The sequence below is a fragment of the Lentzea sp. NPDC042327 genome, assembly GCF_040647275.1.
Classification (GTDB): domain Bacteria; phylum Actinomycetota; class Actinomycetes; order Mycobacteriales; family Pseudonocardiaceae; genus Lentzea.
This window is the reverse complement of the sequence record NZ_JBEZBX010000004.1, coordinates 150,399-166,718: the sequence shown is the minus strand read 5'-3', so window position 1 is coordinate 166,718 and position 16,320 is coordinate 150,399. Positions and strand designations below refer to the sequence as shown.

General features: G+C 72.4%; 11 protein-coding genes and 2 pseudogenes. 3 read left to right on the top strand and 10 right to left on the bottom strand.

What is annotated here, in order from left to right; translation table 11 throughout:
* Window positions 1-2 precede the first annotated feature (2 nt).
* The 6 genes and pseudogenes from AB0A63_RS11730 to AB0A63_RS11705 all read right to left on the bottom strand — a co-directional run.
* Window positions 3-719, bottom strand: a pseudogene (locus tag AB0A63_RS11730) (ATP-binding cassette domain-containing protein); the annotation flags it as partial.
* Window positions 716-2,593 carry a dipeptide/oligopeptide/nickel ABC transporter permease/ATP-binding protein gene (locus AB0A63_RS11725; RefSeq protein WP_360388750.1) on the bottom strand — a complete coding sequence of 626 codons (1,878 nt, stop codon included), beginning with the start codon at window positions 2,591-2,593 and terminating at the stop codon, window positions 716-718. The gene AB0A63_RS11725 and the pseudogene AB0A63_RS11730, both read right to left, overlap by 4 nt.
* Window positions 2,593-3,573 carry an ABC transporter permease gene (locus tag AB0A63_RS11720; RefSeq protein WP_360388747.1) on the bottom strand — a complete coding sequence of 327 codons (981 nt, stop codon included), beginning with the start codon at window positions 3,571-3,573 and terminating at the stop codon, window positions 2,593-2,595. Before AB0A63_RS11720 ends, AB0A63_RS11725 begins: the two co-directional genes overlap by 1 nt.
* Window positions 3,570-5,114: an ABC transporter substrate-binding protein gene (locus tag AB0A63_RS11715; RefSeq protein WP_360388744.1), complete on the bottom strand. Its 1,545-nt coding sequence runs from the start codon at window positions 5,112-5,114 to the stop codon at window positions 3,570-3,572. Before AB0A63_RS11715 ends, AB0A63_RS11720 begins: the two co-directional genes overlap by 4 nt.
* Entirely contained in the window at window positions 5,111-6,037 is a 927-nt protein-coding gene (locus AB0A63_RS11710; protein WP_360388742.1) for a serine hydrolase, read from the bottom strand. Before AB0A63_RS11710 ends, AB0A63_RS11715 begins: the two co-directional genes overlap by 4 nt.
* A complete protein-coding gene (locus tag AB0A63_RS11705) occupies window positions 6,034-7,425 on the bottom strand; it encodes a serine hydrolase domain-containing protein (protein WP_360388739.1) in 1,392 nt (463 codons plus the stop codon). Before AB0A63_RS11705 ends, AB0A63_RS11710 begins: the two co-directional genes overlap by 4 nt.
* A 235-nt stretch (window positions 7,426-7,660) precedes the next feature.
* On the opposite strand from AB0A63_RS11705, the gene AB0A63_RS11700 reads away from it, so the two are divergent.
* From AB0A63_RS11700 to AB0A63_RS11690, 3 genes and pseudogenes are all read left to right on the top strand, one after another.
* A complete protein-coding gene (locus tag AB0A63_RS11700; RefSeq protein ID WP_360388736.1) occupies window positions 7,661-8,392 on the top strand; it encodes an ABC transporter ATP-binding protein in 732 nt (243 codons plus the stop codon).
* 3 nt (window positions 8,393-8,395) lie between these two features.
* Window positions 8,396-10,891: an ABC transporter permease gene (locus AB0A63_RS11695; protein WP_360388733.1), complete on the top strand. Its 2,496-nt coding sequence runs from the start codon at window positions 8,396-8,398 to the stop codon at window positions 10,889-10,891.
* Window positions 10,800-11,135, top strand: a pseudogene (locus tag AB0A63_RS11690) (hypothetical protein); the annotation flags it as partial. The gene AB0A63_RS11695 and the pseudogene AB0A63_RS11690, both read left to right, overlap by 92 nt.
* 52 nt (window positions 11,136-11,187) lie before the next feature.
* Here the strand turns inward: AB0A63_RS11690 and AB0A63_RS11685 are convergent.
* The 4 genes from AB0A63_RS11685 to AB0A63_RS11670 are packed head-to-tail and all read right to left on the bottom strand — an operon-like array spanning window position 11,188 to window position 16,319.
* The gene (locus AB0A63_RS11685) at window positions 11,188-12,477 is read right to left on the bottom strand and encodes a cation:proton antiporter (protein WP_360388730.1); all 1,290 of its coding nucleotides are present in this window, start codon (window positions 12,475-12,477) and stop codon (window positions 11,188-11,190) included.
* Window positions 12,478-12,493: 16 nt separating this feature from the next.
* Window positions 12,494-13,789: a cytochrome P450 gene (locus tag AB0A63_RS11680; RefSeq protein ID WP_360388727.1), complete on the bottom strand. Its 1,296-nt coding sequence runs from the start codon at window positions 13,787-13,789 to the stop codon at window positions 12,494-12,496.
* Window positions 13,783-14,778, bottom strand: coding sequence for an alpha-hydroxy acid oxidase (locus AB0A63_RS11675; RefSeq protein ID WP_360388724.1), 996 nt, complete (start codon window positions 14,776-14,778; stop codon window positions 13,783-13,785). Before AB0A63_RS11675 ends, AB0A63_RS11680 begins: the two co-directional genes overlap by 7 nt.
* Window positions 14,775-16,319, bottom strand: coding sequence for an NAD(P)-binding domain-containing protein (locus AB0A63_RS11670; protein WP_360388721.1), 1,545 nt, complete (start codon window positions 16,317-16,319; stop codon window positions 14,775-14,777). Before AB0A63_RS11670 ends, AB0A63_RS11675 begins: the two co-directional genes overlap by 4 nt.
* Window position 16,320: the final 1 nt, after the last annotated feature.

Here is a 16,320-nt window from a genome sequence, read left to right as displayed (position 1 = left end):
TACGCCTCCAGCAGTTCACGGGTGTAGTCGTGCCGGGGCCGCGCGAGGACCTGGTCCGCCTCGCCCTCCTCGACGATCCGGCCGCCGCGCATCACCGCGATCCGGTCGCTCACGTACCGCACGACGGCCAGGTCGTGGGAGATGAACAGCATCGACAGGCCGAGCCGTCGTTGCAGGTCGCGCACCAGGTTGAGCACGGCGCCCTGGACGGACACGTCGAGCGCGGAGGTGATCTCGTCGGCGATGACCACCTCCGGCCGCCCGGCGAGCGCCCTGGCGAGCGCGACCCGTTGCCGTTGCCCGCCGGAGAGCCGGGCGGGCAGCGCGGTCGCGCGGTCGGGGTCGAGGTGCACGAGCTCCAGCAACCGGGCGACCTCGGCGCGGCGGTCGGTGCCCCTCGGCATCGCCTCCGCGATCGACTCGCCGATGCTCATCCGCGGGTCGAGACTGGAGTACGGGTCCTGGAACACCATCTGCAACCCGCGGTCACGCCGGCGGAGCCTGCGGACGTCCACGCCGTCGAGCGAGATCGTGCCGGAGGTGGCGTCGACGAGGCCGACGGCGGTGCTCGCCAGGGTGGACTTGCCGGAGCCGGACTCGCCGACGAGGCCGACGACCTTCCCGGACGGCACGGTCAGGCTGACGTCGTCCACGGCCAGGTGCCCGGTCCTGCGGTGTCCGTAGTGGACGGACACGGACTCGAAGCGCAGCTCGCTCACGTGGTTCCCCCTCGGCTCCCGGCAGACTCGGCCAGTGCCGACCGCTGCTGCTCCTCCACCCGCCAGCACGACACCCGGTGTCCCGCCTCGACCGCGGTCAGCACCGGCTCCTCCGCGCGGCAGCGGTCGTCCGCCAGCGGGCAGCGCGGAGCGAACGGGCAGCCCGCCACCACCTCGGCCGGCTCCGGCGGCCGTCCGGGGATGACCGCGAGCGGCTGGTCGCGGTCGGTCTCCAGCGTCGGCACCGCCGCCAGCAACGCCGTCGTGTACGGGTGCCGTGCCGCGGTGAACAGCTCCGCCGTGGGCAGCTCCTCGACGATCCGCCCCGCGTACATCACGAGCACCCGGTCGCAGGTCCGCTGCACGACGCTGATGTCGTGGCTGATCAGCAGGACCGCCGTCGAGCGCTCGTCGCGGATGCGGCCGAGCAGCCGCAGCACCTCGCGCTGCACCGTGACGTCCAGCGCGGTCGTCGGTTCGTCGGCGATCACCAGCCGGGGATCGCCCATCAGGCCCATCGCGATCATGGCGCGTTGCCGCATGCCGCCGGAGAACTCGTGCGGGTACTGCTTGGCGCGTTGCCCCGGCACCCGCACCGACTCCAGCCGGTCCGCCGCCCGCTGCCACGCGTCCTTGCGCGACATCCCCTGGTGCTGCTCGGAGACCTCGGCGAGCTGGCTGCCGATGCGCCGGGTCGGGTTGAACGACGTCATCGGGTCCTGGAACACCATGGCGAGCGACGTGCCCAGCTCGCGGTCCGGCGTGCCCTCCACCGGTTTCCCCAGGAACTCCAGGCGGTCCGCGGTCACCACACCGGGGTGCTCGACCAGCCGGGACACCGCGAGCGCGGTCAGGCTCTTGCCCGACCCCGACTCGCCGACCACCCCGACCACCTCGGCCTCGCGCACGGCGAACGACACCCCGCGCACCGGCGTGACCCAGCCGTCCGGGCCGGGGAACGACACCCGCAGGTTCCGCACGGTCAGCACGCCCTCGTCCGCCACGTCGTCCACAGTGGACGGAGCAGGCGCCGGCCGGCCGCGCCGCACCGGCGGTGGCCGGTGGCCCAGCACGGCCGCGGCCGCCTCGCCGAACAGGTTGAACGCCAGCCCGGCGACGACCACGGCGACCGCCGGTCCCAGCGCGGGCGCGGGGGAGACGTAGATCCGGTTCAGGCCCTCGCCGAGCAGCCGGCCCCAGTCGTAGGACGGTGCCTGCACGCCGATGCCCAGGAACGACAGTCCCGCGAACGCGGTCAGCGCCGACCCCGCCGCCAGCGTCGCGTTGATCACCAGCGGCTCTGCGACGTTCGGCAGCACGTGCCGCACCAGGACGCGGAACCGGCCGACGCCGCTCACCCGTGCCGCCGCGATGTAGGACCGGCCGCTCACCGACGCCGTCAGCGTCTGGGTGAGGCGGGCGAACGACGGCGCGAGGGCGAACGCGATGGCGAGCACCGCACCCGTCGTCCCGGTGCCGAAGACGACCGCGAAGAACAGCGCCAGCAGCAGACCGGGGAACGCCACCGCGATGTTGACCGCCGCCGTCACCACGCGCCCGGCCCAGCGCGGCAGCACCGCGGGCAGCGCGCCGAGCACCACACCCGTTCCCACGCCGACCACGGTCGCCAGCAGCGCCAGGCCGATGGTCAGCCGGGTCGCCACCAGCACCCGGTGGAGGATGTCGCGCCCCAGCGCGTCCGTGCCCAGCGGGTGCGCTGCGGACGACCCCTGCTGCAGCGCGTCCGTGTCGATCGCGCCGGCCTGCTCACCCCACAGCAGCGGGGCGAACAGGGCCAGTCCCGCGAGCAGGAGCAGCAGGACGGCGGACGCGGCACCGACCGGTGTGCGGGCGACTGCGAGCCAACGGCGCATCACGCCTCCCGGATCGTCGAACGGGGGTCGAGCAGGGCGAGGACCACGTCCACGGCCAGGTTCACCAGCAGCACACCGGTGCCGTAGACGAGGACGATGCCCTGCACCGCCGGGTAGTCCTTCTGCTGGATCGACCCGACGATCGTGGAACCCAGACCCGGCCAGGCGAACACGTTCTCCACCAGCACGGTCCCCGCCACCAGCGCGGCGAGCATCATCGCGCCGAGCGTGAGCGTCGCGGTCAGCGCGTTGGGCAGCGCGTGCCGCAGGTAGACCAGCCGCGCGGGCAGCCGCTTCGCCCTGGCCGTGCGCACGAAGTCGTTGCCCAGCACGGACAGCAGCTCCACCCGCACCATCCGCGCGAGCACCGCCGCCGGGCCCAGCGCGAGCGCCAGCACCGGCAGCACCCACGAGCCGGCGGCGTCGTTGCCCGCCACCGGGAACCAGCCGAGCGTGACGGCGAACAGGCTGACCAGCGCGACCGCGAGCAGGAACTCGGGGATGGCCGCGACCACCACGCTCACCGAGGTGAACCCGAGCTCGCCGCCGCGCCGGCGACCGCCCTTCGTGAGCACCGCCATGCCGACGCCCACCGGAACCGCCACCACGACCACGACCAGGAACGCCAGCACCGCGAGCTGCACGGTGGCGGGCAGCCGGTCGCCGATCAGGTCCGCGACCGGCGTGCCGCTGACCAGCGACACGCCGAAGTCGCCGCGGACCAGGTCACCCAGGTAGTTCCAGTACTGCACGAGCAGCGGGTCGTCCAGCCCCAGCGCCTCCCGCCGCGCGGCGACCACGTCGGGCTGCGCGGTCAGGCCGAGCGCCTCCCGCACCGGGTCACCGGGGATCAGGTGGATCATCAGGAACGCGGCCGTCACCAGCGCCCACAGCGAGGTCGCGAACCGCACCGCCCGCCGCCGCGCGAATGGCAGCCACGAGGTGCCGCTCGAAGCCGTCGAGGTCGTGGCGGTGGTCACGAGGCGAGCATCCGGATCGAGGCCGGGTCGAGGCCGTCGCTCATGGTGAACCTGGCGCCCTTGACGAACGTCGGCACCACGGCGTCGAAGTACGGCAGGAGGTCGGCGTTCTTCACCAGCGCGGACTCGGCCCTGTTCCAGTTCTCGCAGCCGGCGCTGCCCGCCTTCGTCGCGGCGAGCTTCGTCTGCTCGGCGTACTCGGGGTTGGTGATGGCACCGAAGTTCACGCCCTGCGGCGGCACCGGGCCGGCCGCGAACGGCACCAGCTGGCTGGGCAGCCCGAGCGTGATCGGCGCCATCGACACGTCCCACGCGCCGGTGCTGAACAACGCCTGGTTGAGCCCGGCGGAGTCGACCGGCTGGATGGTCACCCGCACCCCGATCTCCTGCCAGGCCTTCTGGATGAGCTCGGCGGTCGCGGTCAGCGTCGGCCCGAGGATGGTCGGCTGCATCAGCCGGATCGTCAGCGGCTTGGTGTCCTTCGTCCACCCGGCGGCCTTCAGCGCGTTCTCGGCGGCGGCCTTGTCGAACTTCGGCAGGTGCGCGCTCACGTTGTCGCCGGTGCACGGCCGGGGTTCGACGGTCACGAAGCTCTGCGACGGCTTGCCCTTGCCGCTCGTGAGCACCTTGCCGACCTGCCCCAGGTCGAGCGCCTGCAGCAACGCCCTGCGCACGGCCGGGTCGCTGCCGGGCAGCCCCTGCGCGTGGTTGAACGCGAACATGCCCAGCGGGGTCGCGTAGTCGACGTGGTCGACCTTCTGCGCCAGCAGGCGTTCCTGGTCGGGACCGGCGACCGTGGCCGCGGTGAGCTGACCGGACAGCAGCAGGTTGACCGCCGTCGTCTCGTTCGGGATGACCCGCAGGACCACCTTGTCCGGCAGGCCCTGCTGCTCCTGCTGCCAGTCGCCGGGACCCCACGCGTAGTCCTTGCGGCGGGTCAGCGTGTAGTGGTCGTTCGGCACGACCTCGGAGATCGTGAACATCCCGGTGCCCTGCTCGCCCTTCGCGAGCAGCGACCGGTCGGCCATGCCCTTCGCGCAGACGATCGGCAGCGTGCCGACGTTGGTCAGCAGGAACGCGTCCGGCGCGCCGCTGGTGACGGTGACCGTGCGGGTGGCCTCGTCGGCGGTGGCCGTGGTGCCGGGGGCGACCTGGAGGCCGGCCAGCGGCGACTTGTTCTGCGGGTCGCCGACGAAGTTGATGTTCGCGGCGACGTCGGCAGCGGTGAGCGGGGCGCCGTCGGCGCACGTGACACCGGAGCGCAGCGTGAAGGTCGCCTTGCTGACGTCGGCGTCCCACTTCTCCGCGAGCCCGGACACGACCTCACCCGAGCGCGTGGGTTCGACGAGGCGGCCGTAGAGGAACCGGCCGACCTGGCGCGCGACGGACAGCACCGTGAGCGCCGGGTCGAGCGTGCCCGGATCGGCGCCGACGGACAGGGTGAACGTCCCGCCCTGCGCCAGCGCGCCGGACGAGGTGCCGCCGGAGCCGCAGCCGGCCACCAGGGTGATTCCCGCTAGCAGAGCGATCGTGCGCTTCATGAGGTGCTCCGGAGGTGGTCGACGGCGAGGCGTCCGGCGCGGCCGATGACCGCGTCGACGGCGGGCTGGCGCAGGACCGCGGAGTCCGCGCGGGTGAACACGGCGACCGCGTAGTCGCGGCCGTCGGGGTACGTGACGACGCCAGCCTCGTTGCGGACACCGGGCAGCGTGCCGGTCTTGGCCGCGACCCGGACGTCGGAGGGGAAGCCGGAGCTGAGCCGGTGCGGCCAGACCTGCCTGGCCATGATCGACCGAACCCGTTCGCACGCCTGCGCGACGGCGGCGCGGTCGGTCCAGATGGCGTCCAGCAGCGCGGTGACCTCCCGCGGCGTCGAGGAGGTGGTCCGCTGCGGGTCCACTATGGACAGGTTCCGCACGACCTCCCACGTCGGCGCCTCCAGCACCTCCTCCGCCTGCTCCACGCCCATGGCGAGGTCCGCGGTCATCGAGGCGAACAGGTCCTCGCAGCAGCCGATGATCCGCGTGCGGTGCAGGCCGAGGCGGTCGAGCACCCCGTCGACCGCGGCCTGTCCGATCCGGTGGAACAGCACGTCGGTGGCGGCGTTGTCGCTCATGGTCATCATGAACAGCGCCAGGTCCCGCCAGCTCATCTCGACGTCGTCGGCACACCCCGCGGTGCCGATGCCGCCGATCCGGTAGCGGGACGTGACCCGCGTGCGCTCGGTCTCGTCGAGGCGCCCGGCGGCCACCTCCGCGGCGTAGGCGACCGCCACCGGGATCTTGAACACCGACGCGAGCACGACCTGGTCGTCCGCGCCGACGCACACCTCGGGCCCGCCGGTCACGCCGACCTCGCGGGCGTGGACGAACCCCTCGGCACCGGCCTCGGCGAACGCGGCCCGGATGCGGTCGGAGATCGCGCTGCCGGTCACCGCGCCGTCCGCCACCGCGCTGTCCGTCACGGGGCCACCCGGCGGTCCGCGCGGCCGGTGTGCAGGTACAGGGCCCGGCCCTGGCCGTCGTCACCGACGAACGCGTGCGGCAGGTAGATGCCGAGCGTCGGCTCCGCGGCCACGAGCGTGTCGCCCTCCCACGGGAACAGCTCGGTGCGGCCGGCGCGTTCCGGGCTGAGCTCGGCCATGATCCCCTTGGGCACGAGCTCCATCCAGATCCGGCCGTCGTCGTCCTGCGTCACGACCCGTTCGCCGACCGAGGACGTGTAGGTGCCGACGAACCGCGCGCCGTCGGGGCGTTCGGCGGCCTGCGCCGGTTCTGGCATGGCGGGCAGGTCGACGCCGGCGAGCTCGCGCAGGACGTGCCCGACGACCTCGCGGTACAGCTCCAGCGTGTTGCCGCCGTTGGTCAGCAGGCTGACGGCGACGCCCTGCTCGGGGACCAGGCGCAGGAAGGCGTTCTGCCCGATGGTGCCGCCGTCGTGGCCGACGACCGTCGCACCGGGCAGGTGGAACAGCTCCCAGCCCAGACCCCAGGTGTCGCCCATGACCGCGAGCTTCGGCACCTCGACCTGCACCTGCTGCATGGCGGCGACGCTCTCCGGCGACAGCACCCTCGTGCCGTCCTGCGCGAGGCCGCCGTCGAGGTGCATCCGCGCGAACGCGAGCAGGTCGCGGGCGCTCATCGCGAGCATCGAGCCGGCGGGGGCGTTCGAGCGCACGAGCGCCCAGACCGGTGCGAGCTGCGGGCCCTGCCCGGGGTCGTGCGTGAGGTGCCCGGCCGCGGCGCGGAACAGGATCGCCTCGTAGGCGTCGGTGGCCGCGTGGGTCAGGCCGAGCGGTGCGAACAGGTGCTCGTGCAGGCAGCGGTCGTAGTGCTTGCCGCGCACCACCTCCACGACCCGGCCGAGCACGGTGTAGCCGGCGTTGTTGTAGCTGAACATCCCGCCGGGTGCGAAGAGCTGGGGCGTGTCGTGCAACGTCGCGATGTACTTCTCCACGGAGTCGTCGCCGCGGCCGGTGTCGGTGAACAGATCGCCCTCGAAGCCCGCCGTGTGGTTCAGCAGCTGCCGCACGGTGATCCGCTGCGCGGCGTCCTCGTCGGCGATGCGGAACTCGGGCAGGTAGGTGCGCAGCGGGGCGTCGAGGTCGACCAGGCCCTCGTCGACCAGCTGCATCACGAGCGTCGTCGTCCAGACCTTGGTGATCGACCCGATCTGGAACAGCGAGTCGGTGGTGGTCTCCACACCGGTCTTCTTGTTGAGCACCCCGGCCGCGGCCTCGACCAGCTCGTCGCCGGCGAGCACGGCGGCGGTGGCTCCCGGCACGCCGTGCCGTGCGACCAGCTCGGGCAGGTTCTGCTGCAACCAGTCGTTGATCTCGTTCAGCCTCGACATGCACGTGCCCCGTTCACCTCGACGTGACTCCGGTCGCGGGCAACGCTAGGTTCGGCGGCCCCGCGGACACCTCGTGCGGGCCGACGAATCTGACACCCCGGGTTCGTCCGCTCCGACGAACGCCCTGGCGTGGTGGAGCAGGCTCCACCTCTGGCCGGGCAGTCTGCGTGATCGTTCCGAAGGGGTCGCCGAACCTACGTTTCTCCTGCAAGCAGGACCTACCGAGGAGAACGTGATGAGGGCAGACGCGCTGTCGCTGCAGGCGGTGCGCAAGGTGTACGGCACCGGGGGTGGTGCGGTCACCGCGCTGCACGAGGTGACGGTCGGCATCGGCCGGGGCACCTTCACCGCCGTGATGGGGCCGTCGGGATCGGGCAAGAGCACGTTCCTGCACTGCGCGTCCGGCATGGACAAGCCGACCTCGGGACGGGTGCTGCTCGGCGACACCGACCTGGGCGCGCTGAAGGAGGCCGCGCTCACGAAGGTGCGCCGCGACCGGATCGGGTTCGTCTTCCAGGCCTACAACCTGCTGCCGTCGCTGACCGTCGAGCAGAACATCACCCTGCCGCTGCGGCTGGCCGGCCGGTCCACGGACCGCAGGTGGCTGCACGAGGTCGTCGAGCGGGTCGGGCTGGGCGACCGGCTGGGGCACCACCCCGCGGAGCTGTCCGGCGGGCAGCAGCAGCGGGTCGCGATAGCGCGGGCGCTGATCGCCCGGCCCGAGGTCGTGCTGGCCGACGAGCCGACCGGTGCGCTGGACTCGCGCACCGCGCACCAGGTGCTGACCCTGCTGAGGTCCATTGTGGACTCGATGGGGCAGACGGTGCTGATGGTCACGCACGACCCGGTGGCCGCCTCGGCCGCGCACAGCGTGCTGTTCCTGGCCGACGGACGGCTGGCCGGCGAGCTCGTCGCGCCGACGCCGGAGAAGGTCGCCGAGCGCATGACGCACCTCGGGGAGTGGTGAGCCGTGCTGATCCTGGCCTGGCAGACCGTCAAGGCCCGCACCGGCGGGTTCATCGGCGCCTTCGTGGCGATCCTGTGCGGCACGGCGCTCGTCGCGGCGTGCGGCGTGCTCATGGAGTCCGGGTTGCGCGGTGGCGTGCCGACCCAGCGGTACGCGGCGGCGGACGTCGTCGTCAGCGGTGACCGGATCGTGCGACCGGAGGGTGGGGACGTCCTCGCGTTCGAGCACGCCAGCGAACAGCCGCCGGTCGCGGCGGGGCTGGTCGACAAGGTCCGCGCGGTGCCGGGTGTGCGCGCCGCGGTCGCCGAGCAGACCTTCCCGGCCACGGTGGTCACCGCGGACGGGCAGGTGCTCGCGGACAAGCCGTCGTTCGGCCACAACTGGGGTTCGGCGGTGCTCTCGCCGTTCACGTTGAAGTCCGGGCGGGCCCCGGCGGCGGGCGACGAGGTGGTGCTCGACGCCGGGCTCGCGGCACGGGTCGGGGACGAGGTGCGGATCGCGACCCGGTCCGTGCCGGTGACCTACCGGGTCGTCGGGGTCGCGGAGGGCGCCGGGTCGAGGCAGGCGTCGGTGTTCTTCACCGACGCCGAGGCCGACGAGCTCGCCGCCCATCCCGGCAAGGTCAGCGCCATCGGCGTGCTCGGCAGCGGCGGGGACGCCACCGGGCTCGCCGACCGGGTCGAGGACGCCCTCGCCGCTGACCACGTCTCCGTGGCCTCCGGTGCCGACCGCAGCGCAGCCGAGTTCGACGACGTCAGCCAGACCAAGTCGATCCTCGCGATCATCGCCGGTTCCTTCGGCGGTTACGCCGTCCTCGTCGCGATCTTCGTCGTCGCCAGCACGCTCGCGCTGGCCGTCGAGCAGCGACGCCGCGAGTTCGCCCTGCTGCGCGCCGTCGGTGCGACCCCGCGCCAGGTCCGCAAGCTCATCGGCGTCGAGACGCTGGTGGTCGCGGCGGTCGCCGGTGTGCTGGGCAGCGTGCTCGGCATCGCGGTCAGCCAGGGGCTGCGCAGCGCGTTCGCGCAGATCGGTGTGGTGCCGGCGGACTTCGAGCTGACGATCAGCCCGATCCCGCTCGCCGCCGCACTCCTGATCGGACTGGGCGCGGCCCGCGTCGCCGCCTGGAGCGCGGCGCGACGGCCGTCCTCGATCAACCCGGTCGAGGCGCTCGGCGAGGCCTCCCTGCAGAAGCGCGACCTCGGCCGGGTGCGGCTGGTCGTCGGCTGGGTCACCCTGGCCGTCGGCGTCGGCGCCACCGCGGTGCCGCTGTTCGTCCGCGGCCAGCTCGGCGCCGCGATGTCGGTGATGGCCGCCCTGGTGATCATCATCGGCCTGTCCCTGGTCGGGCCGCGCGTCGTGGGCCGGCTGGTGCGGCTCGTCGCACCGGGGCTCGGCCGGCTCTCCCGGGTCAGCGGGCACCTGGCCGCCGCCAACGCGCTCAAGAACTCCCGCCGCATGGCCGCCGCCGTCACGCCGCTGATGCTCGCGATCGGGTTCGCCGTCGTGAACTTCTACAGCCAGACGACGTTCACCGCCGCGGTGCAGCAGGAGACGACCAGCTCCATCACCGCCGACCACGTCGTCACCGGCGTCGCCGGGGTGCCCGCGGAGCTCGCCGGTGCCGTCCGGGACCTGCCCGGCGTGACCGGGGTGACGCCGCTCGTGCGCACCGAGGTCATCACCGCGCGCAGGACCGGTGACAGCACGGAGGTCAACCGCGGTCCCGCCCACGGCATCGACTCCGACGCCGCCGTCGACCTCGGTGTCACGAGCGGGACCATCGGGGACCTCACCACCGGCACGGTCGCGCTGAGCGACTCCTACGCGTACTGGAACGACAAGAAGATCGGTGACACCGCCGAGTTCTGGTACGCCGACGGCCAGCCCGCGCGGCTCAAGGTCGTGGCGACGTTCAAGCACGACCTCGCGTTCGGCGACCACGTCATGTCCGCCGCCGACGCTCGCGCGCACACCAACGCGGGCATGGACAGCGCTCTGCTGGTGCGCACCGACGACGCCGCACAGCTGACCGACCTGGTCGGCCGCTACCCCGGCCTCGCGCTCACCGGTGCGCTCGACGGACCGGACCGCAGCGACCAGCGGGCGCAGTTCCTGCTCAACCTGGTCGCCGTCGGCGTGATCCTCGGCTACGTCGCCATCTCGGTGTCCAACACCCTGGTGATGTCGACCGCCCAGCGCCGCCGCGAGTTCGCGTTGCTGCGCCTGGTCGGCACCGGTCGCCGGCAGGTCGTGCGGATGATGCGGGCGGAGGCGCTGCTCACCGTCGGGATCGCCGTGGTGCTCGGCACGCTGGTGGCGGCGTTGCCGCTGGCGTTGCTCGCGCTCGGCGCCACCGGCACACCGCTGCCGGCCGGGCCGGGGTGGGTGTTCCCGGCCGTGCTCGCCGGTGCGGTGCTGCTGGGCACCGCGTCCATCGCGGTCGCGACCCGGTTGTCGTTGCGCGCCAAGCCGATCGACACCATCGGCATGCGCGAGTGATGATCAGTGGCCTCGGCCGGGTGCGCATCCTCTTCTCGTGCCGCCCGGCCCACGGCCACCTCCACCCGCTGGTGCCGCTCGCCAGGGCGGCACCAGCACCGTGCTCGGCGCGCTCGCGGCGGGCCTGCCCCAGCTGGTGCTGCCGCAGGGCGCCGACCAGTTCGTCAACGGCGACGCGCTGTCCGCGGCCGTGATCACCGAACGGGCGCGCCACCTCCTCGACGACCCCGCCACGCGGGAGGTCGCCGGGGAGGTGGCGCGGAAGAGCGCGGCGATGCCCGATCCGGCGGCGGTGGTCAGGCAGCCGGCCGCGCCGGCGTCCTGGGGGCGGGCTCCACCTCCGGTTGCAGGTCCATGCCCGCGGGCAGCGAGGCGCGGTAGATCGGCATCGCGGCGGCGGTCGTCAGGATGGCGACCGCCACCAGGATCGCGAACATCTCCGGCGTCACCAGGTTGTAGGCCAGGCCGATGTTGATGAAGATCAGGATCATCAGCCCGCGCGCGTTCATCAGGCCGCCCACCGCGGAGGCGTAGCGCCACGAGTAGCCCTGCGCCCGCACGACCAGCCCGCAGCCGAGGTACTTGCCGACAAAAGCGGCCAGCACGACCACGGCGAGCTGCCACCACAGCGCCCCACCCGACCCGAACCCGGACACCTGGGTGTTGAGACCGCTGAACGCGAAGAACACCGGCAGCAGCAGGATCGAGTTCAGGTCGGTCAGCTTCGTCTCCAGCTCCCGGCGCAACACCGGCGACTTGGGCATCGCGAGCCCGGTGATGAACCCGCCGAACACCGAGAACACCCCGATGAAGTCGGTGAACCAGCCGGCCACCAGCACGACCAGCAGGATGACCGCCATGGCGTCGCGGCTGAGCTCGCCGGTGCGCTCGGTCTGCTCGCCCAGCTTCGCGAGCCACCTGCGGCCGATCGTGAGCATGACGACCGCGAACACCGCCGCGCCGATGATCGTGCGCAGCGCACCGCCGGGGCTGCCCGACGCGCCGACCGCGATGATCAGCGCGAGGAACGCCCACGCCACCGCGTCGTCGATCGCCGCGGCCACCAGGGTCAGGCCGCCGATCGGGGTGTTCGCGATGCCGCGCTCCTGCAGGATGCGCGCCAGCATCGGGAACGCGGTGATCGACAGCGCGCCGCCGACGAACAGCATGAACACCCACAGGCTCGACCCCTGCGGGCTGAGGGAGTCGAAGAACAGCATCGCCGCGCCCGCGCCGAGCAGGAACGTCGGCACGATGCCGGACACCGCGAGCACCGACGCCCTGCGCGCGTTGGCACCCGTGGTCAGGCCGTGGTCCAAAGAGGACCCGACCAGGAACATGTAGAACGTCAGCCCGATCGTGCTCAGCACGTACAGCGTGCTCTTCACGTCAGCCGGGAACAGCTGGGCCTGCAGACCGGGGGCGACGGCACCGAGCAGCGCCGGTCCGAGCAGCACGCCCGCGACCATCTCGCCGACGACCCTGGGTTGCTTGACCAGCATGGCCAGCCGCCCGCACACCGTGGTCGCGACCAGCACGACGGCGAGCGCTGCGAAGACCTGCAACGCGAAGTGGATCTGGTTCACCGGGGATCTCCTGGGGTCAGTGGCGGACCGGGCAACCCTGCGGGTCGTTCGTCTCGAAGTAGCGCCCCGCCAGCCGCAGCCGGCGGGCGTGCACCACCATCACGGTGCCGAGCACGAGCTGGACGACGCTGCGCCAGACGTCACCCCAGCGGTCGCGCACGCGCATCAGGGCGAGCCGCCGCCGTGGCACCGGGCCGGTGCGGACGAGCAGGCACGGGCCGCGGCTGGGCAACGAGCGGGTGTGCGCCACCGGCGAATGCGGGGTGACCTGCCGCAGGACCTCCCTGGCGGCCGCGCGCATCGCGATGGGGGAGAGCCGCCACGCCGGGCACGGCCGGTTGGCGGCGACGCCGAACGGGATGTGGTGCTCGCGGCGGGCGTTGGTGCGCTCCCAGCGGGACGGGTCGAACGCGTGCGGGTCGTCGTAGCCGGTGGCGTGGTAGGCGGGGTAGTCGAAGCACAGCACCGAACCGGCGGGGAACGACGTGTGCTCGTCGAGCACGACGTCGGCGGTCGTGATGCGGTGGGCGATGCCGAACAGCGGGTAGAGCCGGAACGTCTCGTCCAGCACGTGGCCGAAGTACCGGTCGTCGTCCGCCCGCCGGGCCGCCTCGGGGTGCTGGGCCAGTGCGAGCAGGAGGTGCGCCATCGCCTCGGACATCTGCACGACCGCGGTGTTGAAGTAGGTGCCCTGCAGGTAGTGCACCTGCTCGGTCTCCGACAACGTCTCCGGCAGCGGGTGGCGGACGTCCGCGAGCCGCACCCGCAGGTACCGGCTCAGCCGCTCCCGGCGGGCGGGGTGGCGCAGCCCCGTGCACTTCAACGCGCTCACGACGTCGTCGGCGTGCTCGACGACCAGGTCACGCGCGTACCGAGGGCAGGGTTCGCCGAACACCAGCTCGTAGAAGTACTCGGCCCACACCGGCATCATCAGGTCGCGCAACCGCACGTGCGTGACCGGTCCGGTCAGCACCTCGCCGAGGACCTTCGCCGTGCAGCGGGTGGCGAGGTCCGCGAGATCGGCGCTCGGCCCGGCGAGGAACGTCCGCGTCACGCGGGCCACGTCGTCGTAGCGCGGCCCGTCCTCCAGGTGTTCCTGGTGCACCTCGGGACCGGGGGAGAGCCAGTACCAGAACAGGTCCGACAACCCGGCGCCCCTGCTGCGGCCGTTCACGGCGGGGTGGCCGTAGAGCTCCTGGAACCGGTCGGGACCCACCACGTCGTTCGGGAACGTGATGGCGTTGTCGCCGTTGACCTTCTCGAACACCTTGGCGCGCAACGCGACCACCCGCCCCGGCAACCACCTCAGCACCGGGTCACCACCATGTCGCCGCTCAGCTCGCCCCCGCACAGCGCCAGCACGTGCAGGTACTCGTCGCGCAGCACGTCGAGCACCCGCCGCACCCCTGCTTCGCCGTCGGCGGCGAGCCCCCACAGCACCGGCCGGCCGATGCCGACCGCGGACGCTCCGAGCGCCAGCGCCACCGCGATGTCCCCGCCGCCGCGCACACCACCGTCGAGCACCACGGGCACCCGCCCGGCGACCGCCTCGACCACTGCGGGCAACGCGTCCAGCGCCGCCGGCACGACGTCGAGCTGACGGCCGCCGTGGTTGGACACGAAGATCCCCGCCACCCCGTGCTCCACCGCGAGCACCGCGTCCGCCGGGTGCAGGACCCCCTTCAACCACACCGGGAGCGAGGTCCGCGCACGCAGCCGATCGACGTCCTCCCACGTGAACGCCGCCATCTCGATGTCGCGCAGACCGGTGGCACCGGCGAGGTCGCGCATGTTCTCCGCCGCCAGCCCCGGTGGCAGGTCGTGGAACCCGTGCGCGATGTCCCTGCGGTGCCGGCCGAACACCGGCGAGTCGACGGTGACGACCAGCGCGGCGCAGCCGGCCCGTTCCGCCCGTTCCACCAGCGCCTCGGTCACACCGGGGGTGGGCTGGAGGTAGAGCTGGAACCACACCGGCCCGCTCGCCGCCGCCACGACCTCGGCGATCGGCACCGTCGAGGCCATGCTGGACACCAGCACCGCCTCCCCGGCGGCACGCGCCGTCGCCAGCTCGCCGTCGGGGTGGGCGAGCCGGTGGAACGCCGTCGGCGCTACCACCACCGGGAACCCGGTGCGCACCGCGCCGCCCCGCAGCACCCTGGGCAGCAGGGCGCGCCGGGCGAACGCGGCCTCGTTCTCCGCGAGCACGACCTCGTCCCCGACCCCGCCCGCGAAGAAGTCGTAGTGGACGGGGTCGAGCACCGCGCGTGCCTTGTCGTGCAGCTCCGCGAGCACCGGGTTCACCGCAGGTACTCCCGCAGCGGCGCCCTGTGCACCGTCTCGCTGTCCCACTCGTTCTCGAGGTTCTCGGTGAGGTGGTGCTCGTCGACCAGCTCGCCGGCGCGGAACCGGCGCACGACCGGGTGCAGGTAGCGGCCGTCGAGCCCGCTGGTGTCGTCCTGCGAGGTGCGGCCGGCGGAGATGTCGAACGGGTTGACCTTGTCGTGGTCTGCGCCGTACTCCAGCGTCACCACCAGGTACGACTCCACGTCGCCGAACTCGCCGCGGGCCACCGCCTCGTGCAGGTGTGCGACCGGCACCTCCTCGACGTAGCGCACCGTGCCGTCGGCGCCGAACAGCACGACGTCGGACATGAACGCGAACAGCTGCCACAGCGCCGAGGTCCGGTTGACCCGCTCGATGATCGCGTCGGTCACGCCGTCGGCCGCGATCTCCCGGCTGGGCCAGTCCACACCGTGGTAGCGGTGCTCGATGATGCGGTGCAACGCGCGCACGCCGTAGCGGAAGCCGTGGATGAACCCGCTTGTGGACTTCTTGAAGTCCCTGGCCTGCGTGATCGTGCCGGCGAAGAACAGGTCGGGCACGTTCACCGACTCCCACGCCGCGGTCTGGTCGGGGAAGCGGTCCTTGATCGTGAGCTGCGGGCGGCACTCCGGCGCGAAGATCGAGGCGTCGAACCGGAACCCGGTCGCGAGGATCACCCGGTCGTACCGGATCTCCTTCACCACCTCGTTCACCCGCTGGAAGCTGACCTTCACCCAGTAGTCGTCGCCGTCGCGCCGGATGCCCGCGATGTGCCCGTCCAGCACCGCGTTCTGCGACTTGAGCTGGTAGGTGTCGAGGAAGTTGTTGTTCACCGCCCGCAGGTGGCCGACGAAGTGCGTCTGCCAGGCGAGCTTCAGCGAACCGGGGCCGGCGACGTGGATGACCGCAGCGGTCTCGACCAGGTTGTCCGCGGTCTCGAACGCCGAGTTGCCGCGCCCGATGATGAGGACCTTCTTGCCGGTGAAGTCGGCCGGGTCCACCGACACGTCGTAGTAGGGCTCTGCGTGCTCGACGCCCTCGATGTCGGGGACGTACTGCTTCGAGACGCCGGTGGCGACGATGAGCCGCTTCGCCCGGTACGTGCCGCCGTGCTGGTCGTGCACCACGAAGTCGTCCGGCCGGGTCACCGAGACGACCGTGGTGTCGTAGCGGATCGGCAGGTCGTTCTTCACGGCGAAGTCGCCGAGGTAGCGGACCATGTCGTCGGCACCGGGGAAGTAGCGCGGGGTGTAGGCGGTGAACAGCAGGTCCGGGTCGTCGGTGAGCAGCGAGTTCCAGTCGGTGCGTAGGTTCAGCTCTGGGTCGTCCCAGCCGGTGTGCACCTTGTTGATGGAGATCAGCATCCGGTGGCGCGGGAAGCGGGTGAAGAACGTCCCGGCCGCCGCACCGGACTCGAGCACCAGGTGGTCGCGTCCCGCCTGCTTGAGCAGGGCGGACGCCTGCAGCCCGGCAGGACCGGCGCCGATGACGAGACAGTCGGTGGAAACCTCGCTGGACAAG

Bases quoted from the DNA above. Each gene is read 5' to 3' on its own strand.
- AB0A63_RS11715 (WP_360388744.1), bottom strand. From the start codon at position 5,114: ATGAAGCGCACGATCGCTCTGCTAGCGGGAATCACCCTGGTGGCCGGC.
- AB0A63_RS11705 (WP_360388739.1), bottom strand. From the start codon at position 7,425: ATGTCGAGGCTGAACGAGATCAACGACTGGTTGCAGCAGAACCTGCCC.
- AB0A63_RS11700 (WP_360388736.1), top strand. From the start codon at position 7,661: ATGAGGGCAGACGCGCTGTCGCTGCAGGCGGTGCGCAAGGTGTACGGC.
- AB0A63_RS11725 (WP_360388750.1), bottom strand. From the start codon at position 2,593: ATGCGCCGTTGGCTCGCAGTCGCCCGCACACCGGTCGGTGCCGCGTCC.